This window comes from Paenibacillus sp. MSJ-34 (assembly GCF_018918005.1).
In the GTDB taxonomy this organism is placed as follows: Bacteria; Bacillota; Bacilli; order Paenibacillales; family Paenibacillaceae; genus MSJ-34.
This window is the reverse complement of record NZ_JAHLPR010000042.1, coordinates 53,442-66,572: the sequence shown is the minus strand read 5'-3', so window position 1 is coordinate 66,572 and position 13,131 is coordinate 53,442. Positions and strand designations below refer to the sequence as shown.

At 48.8% G+C, this 13,131-nt stretch carries 7 protein-coding genes and 1 pseudogene; 7 read left to right on the top strand and 1 reads right to left on the bottom strand.

The features are described from left to right. Positions 1–104: 104 nt before the first annotated feature. Positions 105–419, bottom strand: a pseudogene (locus KQI79_RS20630) (SDR family NAD(P)-dependent oxidoreductase); the annotation flags it as partial. Between the two features lie 210 nt (positions 420–629). On the opposite strand from KQI79_RS20630, the gene KQI79_RS20625 reads away from it, so the two are divergent. The 7 genes from KQI79_RS20625 to KQI79_RS20595 all read left to right on the top strand — a co-directional run bounded on the left by KQI79_RS20625 (position 630) and on the right by KQI79_RS20595 (position 12,481). Then, positions 630–2,426 (top strand): cache domain-containing sensor histidine kinase, encoded by a 1,797-nt coding sequence (locus KQI79_RS20625; RefSeq protein WP_216540191.1) that lies wholly within the window; start codon positions 630–632, stop codon positions 2,424–2,426. After that, positions 2,401–4,005 carry a response regulator transcription factor gene (locus KQI79_RS20620; RefSeq protein WP_216540190.1) on the top strand — a complete coding sequence of 535 codons (1,605 nt, stop codon included), beginning with the start codon at positions 2,401–2,403 and terminating at the stop codon, positions 4,003–4,005. The genes KQI79_RS20625 and KQI79_RS20620 overlap by 26 nt, the downstream gene beginning before the upstream one ends. Before the next feature lie 166 nt (positions 4,006–4,171). Continuing rightward, the gene (locus tag KQI79_RS20615) at positions 4,172–5,467 is read left to right on the top strand and encodes an ABC transporter substrate-binding protein (RefSeq protein WP_216540189.1); all 1,296 of its coding nucleotides are present in this window, start codon (positions 4,172–4,174) and stop codon (positions 5,465–5,467) included. A gap of 89 nt (positions 5,468–5,556) precedes the next feature. Then, entirely contained in the window at positions 5,557–6,438 is an 882-nt protein-coding gene (locus KQI79_RS20610; protein WP_216540188.1) for a carbohydrate ABC transporter permease, read from the top strand. Continuing rightward, positions 6,435–7,268 (top strand): carbohydrate ABC transporter permease, encoded by an 834-nt coding sequence (locus KQI79_RS20605; RefSeq protein ID WP_216540187.1) that lies wholly within the window; start codon positions 6,435–6,437, stop codon positions 7,266–7,268. Before KQI79_RS20610 ends, KQI79_RS20605 begins: the two co-directional genes overlap by 4 nt. Positions 7,269–7,412: 144 nt before the next feature. After that, positions 7,413–11,186: an S-layer homology domain-containing protein gene (locus tag KQI79_RS20600; RefSeq protein WP_216540186.1), complete on the top strand. Its 3,774-nt coding sequence runs from the start codon at positions 7,413–7,415 to the stop codon at positions 11,184–11,186. A 368-nt stretch (positions 11,187–11,554) separates the two neighbouring features. Next, positions 11,555–12,481: a macrolide 2'-phosphotransferase gene (locus tag KQI79_RS20595; RefSeq protein ID WP_216540185.1), complete on the top strand. Its 927-nt coding sequence runs from the start codon at positions 11,555–11,557 to the stop codon at positions 12,479–12,481. The last annotated feature ends 650 nt before the right edge of the window (positions 12,482–13,131 follow it).

The following is a 13,131-nucleotide window of genomic DNA, read 5'->3' as shown; positions in this document are numbered from 1 at the left end:
TCGGGTTCTTTAGCATACGCATTTTTGAAAATTGCTTTCAAAAACACGTTTACATCGATAATTTTAACTCAAGCACCCCAAATTGAGCCTCAATCGCCCGGTTTATTCCGAGATCCTATATCATTCACAAGAATGTCCAGACGTCCCTGCTCCGCATCAATACGATCGATTAACGCCTGCACCTGCGCAGGGTCCAAATGATCGACTTGGACGGCAATGCCCCGGCCGCCGGCTTGGTTCACCAGCTCGGCTGTTTCTTCAATCGTTTCCGGCCGGTTGTATTCGGAAGCTTGCACCCTTGTCGTACGTCCCGTCACATAAACGGTCGCTCCCGCCGCCCCCAGTTCGATCGCAATCCCGCGTCCGGCTCCTCGCGTTGCGCCGGCAACCAAAGCCACTTTTCCATTCAACGGTTTCATCTCAAGATCTCCTTTCGTTTCGATCTCTATCTATCATATAACCGGAAAGATGCCATCTAATGTCATATATCCTGAAAAGGCGCTTAAGCGAAAAATAAATATATATGTCGCATTAAATATGCTAACATGGTTACTAGTCTTAAGAATTTCGTACAAGTCGCAAGAACATTAGGTACAACATTAGGTACGGAAAGAGGGGGGGGGACAGCGTTGAAGATATCATTGCGCAAGCAAATGATCATCAGCTTTTCGGCTATTTTTATTCTCCTTATTGTCCTTTTTGGCAGTTTGATTTTGAAATACAATATTTCCAATTATCAAAAACAGAGCTATGATTACATTCTGAAAATTGTAAAGGCGAACATCCTTCTCATCGACAACTATTTCGAACAGCTAATCAATGTTTCCAAAATTGTCGCCAGCGATTCGGATATAATGAAAGCGGTTACCTATCGCAACAGCGTTGATGAAGTCGATTATTCGGTCGAACTTTACAATCAGCGAAATGTCGCTTCCAAGATCAAACAATTGGATGTATTGGGAAGCATCGAGAATGCCTTAATTATAGGCAATAACAATGAGTATCTATATTATTACGGCAGTTCCCCGGTTAAAGGCTATAATTTCGGCGAACAGGAATGGTTTGCGAAGGCCGCGGTCAGCGAGGATCAATTTGTCCGCTTCACCAACTTCCATTCTACCGACTATCTGCTCAACCATTGGAGCGATGAGACGGTGTCGATCATTACGCCTATTTTCGATGCAAATCCATACAATCTATCCAAACGCGCGTATTTAATGTGCGATTTCAACCTCGATCCGATCATTTCGGACAGAAGCGGAAAGGGAAGTACTCAAATTGCGATCTTTGACGGCATCCATCCCGTCCATTTTGCCGACAACAGCCGGCTTTCGCAAAGCCAGAAAGAAGAAATAACCAGAGCGTTAACGGAACAGACCAAATCTTTCGTTCTGCCCAAGAGCAAGGACAACCCTGTATCTTATCTTGTCGTCAATGAAACATCGCCTATTTCCGGATGGTCTATTCTGGGCATTATGCCGCTTACCGAAATCGAACAAATGCGCCACACCAATACGACTTTTGTGATGACGGTCATTGTAATCGCTTGCATCCTCGTCCTTCTTTTCTCCGGCTGGATCTCCAGATCGATTCTGGTTCCGATGCACGGTCTGATTGCGAAATTCAACGAGATCGCCGCGGGGAATCGGGATGTTGTCTTTCAGGAATCCAAAAGCGTTGAAATTAATACCATCGCCGCCACCGCGGAACATATGTTAACGAATATGAATCAATTGACCAATGAAATCGTAGAAGAACAAAAAAAGCTGGCCACGGAACAGTTTAAAGTGTTGCAGCATCAGATTAATCCGCATTTTCTGAACAATGTGCTGCAATCGATTAAGGCAATGGCGGTATGCGGCGATGTGGAATCCATTTCCAGAGCGACTACGTTATTAGGGAAAATCCTCTCCTACTCTGTCTATAATCCATACGAACAAGTGGAGTTGGAACAGGAATTGGCCTATACGGAAAATTATATATTGCTCCAGAACATTCGTTTTAATAATCGGATCACGTACCAGATCGATTGCGACGAGCGGCTCCGAAGTTTCTTGGTTCCTAAACTGATGATTCAGCCGCTTGTGGAGAACGCCATTGAACATGGCTTTCAGCAGCAATGGGAAGGGCATATTGCTATCGTGACGGAAGATACGGAGAACGAATTTTATATCGCGGTTGCCAATAACGGTTCGGTTGTCGATGCATACGAAGTGGCTCGTCTTAATGAGATGCTCTCGAGTCAAGATTCCTACAAACAAAAGAAGAGTATTGGCCTGTTGAACTTGAATCAGCGGTTAAAAAGCTGCTTTGGCCCGCATGCGGGCTTAAAAGTGTTTTCCAGAGAAGGCATGAATACCAGTATTGTCATTACGATTCCTAAAAGGAAGGAGAATCAGTATGTTATCGGCCCTCATCGTGGATGATGAAATATTATCGGTTAAAATGTTGGAACATATTTTGGACTGGGAAAGCTTGGGGATTCGCATCATCGGTACTGCGCACAATGGACTGGAAGCGTTGAATCAATGTTATAAACAAACCCCCAATATTATTATTACGGATATTAAGATGCCTCAATTGAATGGCCTGGATTTTATAAGAAAAATAAGAGAAGTGAATCCCGAGACCGAGTTTATCTTAATTAGCGCCTATGCCGATTTCGATTATGTTAAAAAAGCGATTGAGCTTGGTTGCTCGAACTATATTTTAAAGCCTGTAGACGAGTTCGAATTGGAACGTACATTGCAAAAAATTGCAACGAAAATCAGCGATAAAAAAGCGGCTGAAAAAAATGCGGCAAAAAATCGGATTCAGCACGAAAAACAAGTATTGTACCGTTATATGAGCACAGGAACCAACCCTCTGGCAGCTGCCAAAAGCGCCGTCAATCTGGACATCGATCTTAATTCCTATGCCCTGTTCAGCTTTGTTCTTAGCGATCATTCCATCAATGATTACATCGAAAACAGTGTTCAATTGGATGCGCAGATGGGTTTTATCATGGAACGCATGGCTGCCGTTATGAATCGATTCGGCATAAGCACGCTTTTCGATTATGAGGAATACGTCTGGACCGCCATACTCTCCGGATGCGATTCCAGCCGGCTGCCGCTTTGCGCCGAACAGATGGTTTCTTTCTTCGCCGAAGAGATTCGGATGGAGGTTTATGTTTGTTTCAGCCAACTCGGAAGCGGGATCAACGAATTGCCGCGTCTATTCGATCGCTTGCGTCATTTGAGCCGCTACAGTTTTTATATTGGGGAGGAACGAATATTGGGATACGGGTATAACTGCGAGGAAACCCGATTTGAACAGATGGAATTATTGCCGTTTACCCAAAATATGATGGCTGCTTTACAACGTAACGATATCCGGCAAGCGGCGCAGATTGTGGACGAAGTGCTGCTTATGTCTTGCAAAGCGGATCCCGCTTCGCTCCATCTTTTCTTTGAATTTTGCTACAACGCCGTCTCTGCGGTTCGCGACAAACTTATTGCCGAGAATAAGCTCACGCCGGATACGCGATATATTCTCAATATAAGCTATAAAGATATATCTCAAATCACGAAAGCAGAAGAGATGAGCGGATTTATGAAGCGATTGCTGTTTGCGATCTCGGAAAATCCGAATGCGGACAGGCCTAAATACAGCGCTTTAGTGGAAGCGGGGATTCAATATTTACATGACCATTACGATCGAAATTTGTCTTTGGAGGAAATATGCAACCGTCTCGCAGTCAGTAAAAATTATTTCAGTTATTTGTTCAAACGGGAAACCGGGCAAAACTTATGGGCGTATTTAACGGATGTTCGCCTAAATAAATCGAAAGAATTGTTAAGCGCGACCGACCTGAAGAGCTACGAGATCGCCTATATGGTGGGATATGATAATCCGAGTTATTTCTCCAAACTATTCAAGAAAAGCACCGGGCTTACGCCGAATGAATTCCGTGCGGCCGAAGCGCAGCGTAATAATATGCAAGAAATTCGAAAGCAATCGTAATATTGTTGTAACCGATTTCAAAATCGATTTCGTGTGCATGGAATCGGGTGAACAGTTCATTAATTTAATGCTATAAAACGAGAATAGAGTTCCTTCATAGGTGCCGGGGCAGTTGATATGATGATGCTGAAGGTAAGATCAAGTTACGAGACAGGGGGAAAAATGAATGAAGAAGAGATGGTTACCCATGCTTCTTAGCGCGGTATTGGCAACTTCCATTGTCGCCGGATGCGGAAACGGCCAATCTGCCGGTAATTCTTCCGGATCATCGCCTTCCGGCAAGGCGGATAAGGAGGAGCAAGTGGAAATTCGCATTATGGGCTATAATCCGGAATCTACGCGCGCCACTTATTTGAAGATGCTGGAGGAGAAGCTGCCGAATATTAAAGTTGTATTCGAATTTGTTTCGCTGGACAATTTCAACAATGTGCTGAATTCCCAACTGCAGGCCGGGCAGGGCCCGGACATCATCGAGGTTGGCGGTGAGACCAGACTGCTTGCCAGTGCGGGCCATTTAATGGATCTTACCGACGAGAGTTTTACTTCCAAGTATGTTCAGTCCGGTCTAACTCCATTTTCCGTGAACGGGAAAGTTTACGCTACGCCGTTGCAGAGCTGGCACGAGGGGATTTACTATAATAAAGCAATCTTCCGTGAGAACGATATCAAGATTCCGAGAACGTTCGATGAATTTATCCAGATTCATAAGGATTTATCCGCCAAAGGCATTAAGCCTCAAACGATGGGTGCGCAATCCTGGGAGCCTATGATGAAACAGAGCATCGGGCTGGTGAATAACGAATTTTATTCGAATCCGGAGAACCAAGATTTCGACGAGCGATTTAATAGGGGAGAGGTTAAGCTTGCGGAAGCCTGGCTGCCCTATGTGGAACAATGGTCGCGCGTTATTACCGAAGGAATCCTGACCAAAGACATGCTGGGTCTGAGCAACGACCAGGCGCTTGATGAATTTGCTACCGGCAAAGCCGCAATGTTTGAAAGCGGGCCTTGGGACGAGGTCACGATCATGAAGAAGAATCCCGACCTCGAACTCGGCATGTTCCCGTTTCCGGGTCTGACGGAAGGCCCGGGCTGGTTGGTAGGCGGGCCGGGTTCCGCCTTGGCGATCAATGCCAAGACAGCCCATAAGGCTGAAGCTTTGCAAATTTTGGAGCTTACCGCGACGCCGGAGGCGCAGCAAGCACTGGTTAAAGATAACGCCGGAAGTTCGTTTCTTACAGGCGTGGACATTGATTTGGGCGAAGTCTACGCCGATTGCGAGGAAGCGTTCAAAGCAGGCAACGTATACGCGCCTTGGACCGCCGTCTGGATTTCCGGCAATCCGATTGTCGAAGGATACGGCAAATCGCTGCAAGAAGTGCTTGCAGGTATGAAAACGGTGAAACAGGCTTTGGAAGATGCCGACAACATCAATGATACGATGCGGAAAACGTTGGAATAAGCCGAAATAAACAAAAAAACAAACCGGATTGCGAATCTCCGCACTCCGGTTTGTTCTAGCACTTCATTGGAAAGGGTGGAGTAACAGAAGTGATTGCCAAGCGAAGAGATCGAACTTTTCTGTTGATGATACTCCCGGCTTTTATCGGTTTCGTAATGCTCTTTATTTTGCCTACGATGATGAGTTTTGCCTATAGCGTGACGAACTGGTCGGTTTACAAACCGAACTTTCAATTTGTCGGCCTCGATAACTATACGCAATTATTTGCGGATATGAAGAACATGGCAGCCATTAAACATTCCATCATCTATGCACTGGTCATCACCATCGTGCAAAACGCGCTGTCGATTGTATTTGCGGTGCTGCTGAATCGAAACCGGTTGATGTCCGGCATCGTGAAATCCATCTTCTTTTTCCCTGCCGTCCTGAGCGTTCTGGTTGTCGGTTATTTATTCCAGTACATTATGACTTCGGCGGATTATGGGCTCTTGAACAATATCGTGCAGTTTTTCGGAGGCGATCCGGTCAATTGGTTGGGCGACGACAGGATTGCATTATATTCCGTTTTGTCGACACAGGTCTGGCAATGGACAGGGTGGAGCATGGTCATTTATATCGCTAATTTGAAAAGCATTGACGCATCGCTGTATGAAGCCGCCGAGATCGACGGCGCCGGCAAAATGCAGACGTTTCGGCGCATAACTTTGCCGCTGCTTTATCCTGCAGCTTCCTTTAATATTCTGATGAGCTTGATCGGAGGCTTGAAAGTGTTCGACGTCATTTTTGCCATGACCAAAGGCGGCCCCGGCTATGCGACGGAAACGATTATGACAACGATGATTCGAGAAGGATTCAATACCGGGCGGAACGCTTATGCCTGCGCCATTGCCGTCGTGTTTTTTGTCATCGTATTTGTCATGACGAAGATCATTACCTTCTTGTTGAATAAATGGGAGGAGCGGCTATCATGATAAACAAACGACAAATCGGGAATGTATCCGTAAACCTTCTCTTTGCCCTAATTGGAGCTGTCATGCTGGTCCCCATCTATTATTTGATCGTGACGACCTTCAAAACTCCCGATGAAGCTGCTGCCAGTCCGCTAGGGTTGCCGAGGAGCTTGACGTTCGACAACTATAGCAACGCCCTTGCCGCGATGAATTTCCCGCGAGCGTTGATGAACAACCTGATCATTACCGGTTTCGCGGTTATTCTACTGATCGTTGTTTCCTCCATGGCGGCTTATGTGATCGCTCGAAGCAACAAAAAAATATACAAGTGGATGTTTACCATATTCATGGTCGGTCTCATTATCCCGTTTCAGATCGCCATTATCCCGTTATATAAAATCATTGCCGGACTGCAACTGATGAACACTTTGCCGGGCGTCATTTTGATCAGCGTATTCTGTATCAATCTCCCTCTTTCGATCTATTTGTTCAAAGGGTTTATCGGTACGGTGCCGGTAGAGTTGGAAGAAGCTGCCGCCATTGACGGTTATGGAACTTTTCGTATGTTTTGGAACATCGTCTTTCCGTTATTGAAACCGATTGTAGCCACGGTGGCCATTCTCGATGCGCTTGCGGTCTGGAATGATTTTATGACACCGTTGTTGTTCTTGCAGGATCCTAAAAAGGCCGTGCTGCTGCAGGAAGTATACAAGAACGTTGGCCCTTTCTCTACCAACTGGACTTCGTTCTTCCCGATGCTCGTGTTGGCGACGCTGCCTTTGGTCGTTTTCTATTTGATTATGCAGAAAAATATTATTGACGGTGTAGTGGCCGGCTCTGTCAAAGGATGAATGGGGCTGTTTCAAAAAACTATCGATAAGTAAAAAAAAAATCTACCTTTCTATACCGGGGGTAGATTTTTTATATGACGATTTGATTTATAATAATTGAGGGATCATTGCGAATTTTGTTGAATTTATTGAGGGGGAAACTTCATGCTTATGCGGTATACAGGACGAATTCGTCGCACGGTCGCTTTGGTCGTCATTTGTACGCTTCTATTTTCTATTTTCCCTGTGTACGGGGCTTTGGCGAAAGGCTCGTCGGATATTGACGGCCACTGGGCGGAAACCGCTTTGCGCGAATGGATGGAAAAAGGGTGGATTTCAGGATATCCCGACGGCTCAGTTCGACCTGATCGACCGATTACTAGGGCGGAATGGATTGCGCTGATTCACCATATTGCTCCATACCGGGAGCAGGCGGATGCTCGCTTCACAGACATGTCTTCCGACGCATGGTATGTACCGGCCGTATCCGCGGCCGTGGCGGCGGGATATATTACCGGTTACGAGGACGGGACGCTGAAGCCTGACGATCCGATCAGCAGGCAAGAGGCGGCGGTCATTCTGAGCAGAGTGGGAGCGGATCGGCTAGAGAAGGATCGTGAGGACGGAAAGGCGGGCATGGCGTTTCGCGACGAAATCCCCGCTTGGAGTGCGGGTCGAATACAGGACGTGGTGGCGATGGGCTGGATGCAAGGATATCCCGACGGCACCTTCGGCCCGCAGAAACAATTGACTCGCGCGGAAGCGGTCGTTTCATTGGATCGGCTGGCGAAGGCGGTGGCGGCCAAAGATCAAGATGAAGCGCAACTCCGATTTGATCAAGCAGGTACATACGGGCCGTCTTCAGGAGAGAGAACGGTTGAAGGCGATGTCGTCATTGCGGCGGCCGGCGTTACGCTGCAAAATACGAGGATCAAAGGGAGCTTGACGATTGCGGAGTCCGTTGGCGAGGGCAGCGTTGCGCTGCAAGGCGTTACGGCGGAGGGAGAGACCGTCGTTTGCGGCGGAGGACGGAACAGCGTTGAAGTGAAAGATTCGAAACTGGAGAAACTGACCGTGCGGAAGCAGGGAGCAGCCGTACGGATCGCAGCTATCGGAGAAACGTCGATTGCCGAAACGATTGTACATTCTGACGCCATTTTGGAAGAAAACGATCTTACCGGTCAAGGTTTCGTTTCCCTACGCATTTCCGAAGATATGCCAAAAGAGGGCAAAGTGCTGTTGAGGGGAAACTTCGACAACGTATTCATTAACGGCAGCAATCTTGGAATTGAATTGTTGACGGGGAACATTATGAAACTGGAGGCTGCAAAGGGAGTTACAGGGGTAATCGTCTATTTGGCCAAAGGAACGACGGTTGAGCAAGCGATTCTTCACGCGGGCGTGACGATCATTGGCGAAGGGATCATCAAACAGGGCAGACCCGGTCCCTCTTCGGGGAGTTCAACCTCATCCTCTTCCGCGCCGGATTCGTCTCCCGGACCGGGAAAACCGAAGCCTAGCGTTACGGGGTATGTGTATACCCCGGAATCGATCGCGTTTACCGGACTTGACGAGCAAATCCGGATTGCGTTGACGGAGCGATGGAGCGATGGTACGAGCCGTGACGTGACGGCTGATGCTTCTTGGTCGAGCGGTGATGAGAGCATTGCAAAGGTCGACGCGGGACTCGTGACTTCGTCCGGCAGCGGAACGACTCGTATCGCTGTGAAATACGGCGATTTCACAGCGAGCATTCCCGTTTCGGTCGAGGCCGGCCGGCAGCCGACGGTTACGGGATATGTGTACGCCCCGGAATCCATCGCTTTTGCCGATCTTGGCTGGCAACGCCAAATTACGTTGACGGAGCAATGGAGTGACGGAACGAGCCGGGATGTTACGGCAGATGCTTCTTGGTCGAGCGGGGACGAGAATGTAGCGACGGTGGAAGCGGGCCGGGTTGCCCCTATCGGTAACGGAGCGACTTATATTACGGTTGAATACGGCGAATTTACAGCGAGCATCCCGGTTTCGGTCGATGTGATCGAGGAGCCAACGGTAACGGGTTATGAATATATCCCGAATTCTATCGCGTTTGCCGCTCTTGGCCTGCAACTCCAGATTACGTTGACGGAGCAATGGAGCGACGGAACGAGCCGGGATGTCACAGCCGAGGCGTTCTGGTCGAGCGGAGATGAGAGTATAGCTATGGTGGGCGCCGGACTCGTAACCTCCGTTGGCGACGGCATGACCGAGATCGCGGTCACCTATGGCGATTTCAACGCAAGGATTCCGGTTACGGTTACGAGTCCGGGAGAGTACATGCTTCAGGTAAGCGTCGATAACGTTTCGCCGCAGGCGGGCGCGGCAAGTACGTTGCGCTTTGCAGTCAGAGATAAGGACGGTCAAATCGTTTCCCATCTCAACGGACGCAAAACTGTGAAGCTGTCGGGAATGTCCGCCGCTCCGGACGGCAGTTTCGGTGCTTGGAACGGCGCGCCGATCGCAAGCGCGTCTCCATCGGTGGACGTTGAATTCACGAACGGCGTTGCGGAGGCCCAACTTGCGCTGCATCATGCGATGCCGCAAATATTGTCATTTACAGTAGAAGGAGTCTCTCTGTCTGCAATGATCGTTATAACTCCAACGGTTTCCGATTTCGCACAGCTGCAAATCGCCACACAACCCAGCGGCGCGGTCCAAGGCAAGGCGTTCGATGTGCAGCCGGTAATCCGCTTAACAGACGCTTACGGCAATCTGACCAAATTCTTCCCTTTTATCGTTCAGGCTCAGGTCTCTGAAGGGAACGCTGCATTGATTGGGATGACGACAGCCATAGCGATGGAAGGTATCGCTGCTTTCGCGGATCTTGGCTTGACGGGCGGCGATGCCTCGGAGGTCGTTCTTACGTTTACTGCTGGCAATGTGAGCGTGCGCAGCAATCCCATCCCAGTCAAATCTTTCGACAGCGGAAGCGGTACGGAAACCGATCCGTATGTCATCAAGACGGCCGCGCAGCTAGATCGTGTCCGCGATCATTTGAACGCAAGTTTTGTTCTTGGAGCGGATATCGACTTTGCGGGCACGGATTATTATACCGGAACGGGATGGTCGGGGATCGGAAGCGCCGATCGTCCGTTTACCGGATCGTTCGACGGCCGTAATCATGCGATTCGCAATCTGTTCATCGATAATCCCGGAGGTATTAGTAACATTGGGCTGTTCGGGGTGACAGCCGGGCAAGCGCGCATTCAAAACCTTAGATTAGTCGGCGTCAACGTGAAGGGGGGCATAAACTCATCTTCCTTGATCAGCGTTATGGGGGGCGGCACGGTAAAGAACGTTCATGTGCAAGGCGTTGTAAAGGGAGATGTCTTTTATACCGGCGGATTGATAGGGATCATAGAATCGGGCGCCGTTGTGCAACAATCGTCGGCCGATATTCGTCTTGATTCAATGAACGTTTTGGCTGCCGGCGGGTTAGCGGGTGTGAATAGCGGAACGATTTCCCAATCGTTTGCGATTGGGAGGGCGGAAGCCAACCATAGAGAATTCGGCGGCCTTGTCGGAAGCAATTATGGCACCATTGAAAACTCTTATTCTACCGTAGAAGTGGTAGGAGGAACGGTTTCCGTTGGAGGTTTGGCGGGTAATAATGAGAGTGGAGGACGCGTCATCAACTCGTATGCCGCCGGATTGATTAGCAGCAGCGCTGTCGACAGAGGCGGGTTGATCGGCACAAATTCGGGGTCCGTGACAGACTCCTATTATGATCAAGAGGTGTCGAAACAATCAGATACGGGCAAAGGGACGCCTAAGACGACCGCAGAGATGAAGAAAGGCGGGACATTTGCCGGTTGGCTTTTCCCCGGCATATGGGGGATGAAGGAGAACCAAACCTATCCTTATTTACAATGGGAATTGACTATGAATCAGCCTTAATCATATCAATGCTTGCGAATAAAATGTCACTCATGTTATAGTACTTGTAATTTACCGAATGGAGGGTCGCGTGTGATAGATCATTCTCGATTAAGCAACTAATGCAAATCATTGCAAATTTGCTATGTCACTCTGCTTGTGCGCGGAGTAATCGAGATTGGTATGCCTATCCACGGGAACTTTTGTTAATTTATATGTGCGGGAGAAGACTTTCTCTGTCTCTGTAAACAATACGGGGAAAGTCGTCTTCTTGGTTTGCGTATGAATGAACCTTCGGTTGAGGATATTCCTTTTTTCGATTACGAACAGCACAGGCGGCGATGCGTCTGTGTTTTTTATTTTTCTGAATAAAAGGAGTGCATGTTCGAATGACAAGATTACATTCCAATCAATCGACGATAAATGAATTGCTGCTCGCCGCAGCGCAACATGGGCTAAGGTTGAAAGCCGAAGGAGTCGAAATCAACGAGTCGGGGATGGATTTCCTCGTCGCGTTCGCGGCGGATGAAGCCGGCAAGCCATGGGTGCTCCGCAAGCCGAGGCGTTCCGATGTATGGGAGCGGGCGGACAATGAGCATAAAGCGCTTAAGCTGGTAGGAGAAAGGCTTCCGGTCGATGTGCCGGATTGGCGCATTGTTACGCCGGAGCTGATTGCGTACCCATTGCTTGAAGGGCAGCCGATCGCGACGGTAGATCCGGCGGGCGGCGGATACGTTTGGCGATATGAGCAGCAGTCGCTCACCGATGTTTTCTTCGATTCGCTCGCCGAAGCTTTGGCCGCGCTGCATCATACCGATCATGATGCGGCAGCCCAGGCGGGCATTCGCGTCAAAGCGCCGCAAGAAGCCCGCAAGGCGTTCGCCGACAATATCGAGGAGATTAAGCGCAGCTTCACGATCCCAGATCAACTGCACGAACGATGGTCGGACTGGCTGGCGACGGATTCTTATTGGCCCGAACATTCCACCTTGAACCATGGCGACTTGCATCCGCCTCACATTCTCGTCGACGAGACGCAGCGCGTGACGGGATTCATTGATTGGACGGAGGCGGAAGTTGCCGATCCGGGTAAAGATTTTGTCATCTACTATGCTCTCTTCGGCGAAGAAGGGCTTCGGGATTTGCTCCGGCGGTACGAGAAGGCGGGCGGCAAGGTACGGCCGCGCATGCATAAACATATTGCCGAACAATGGGCTGCTTACCCGGCGCTGGCAGCCAAATTCGCGCTAGTCACCGGGAAAGAAGCCGATATGGAGATGGCCAGAGGCATGATTGCGAACTGGAATGCGGGTTAGTGCGTTTCATTCAGTGAAGTTCGACTCGGGGCTGCACGCACAAGTTGTAAGAATACAACATACTGAGGGATGAAAAGGCAGCATGGGCCGCTATGTTGCACATTGTGCAGCATAATCTCAAGTGAAGCGGCAAGATGGCCCGTTTTGACCCCAAAAAGTTGTATAAACTACAACATGGCCATCATGGACGTAAGAAGAAGGCGCGAAATGTTGTATTTTGTACAAGGTGGCCCCCCAGCGTTCGCACGCAGGCTTGAAACTTGCATCCGATACGTACAACTGATCTAATCTCCAAGACTGTACCAATTACGCAGATTGGGGAGGTGACATGTAACCTTTCTTTGAGCTTCCGATTCAACCGCTGGAGATGCGTCTTCAGCGGTCTTTTTTAAACTTACGGAGTTTAAGTTCCTGACAACGCCCCCGGTAATGACCTGCTTTCCGTCCGTTCATTGGAATTGATCCAACGACTCATCCTTATACATTGCATCATGCGTCGTTTCATTGGAATCTGTCCAATAAAAACTTCTCAAATCGGCTAAAAAACGAAAAAACGGCTTGAATCTGTCGGATCATTTCCAACGAAGCCCCGTTTTTTACCATGAAATTGCCAATGTCATTGGACATATTCCAATGATCGGTCTCCGAGT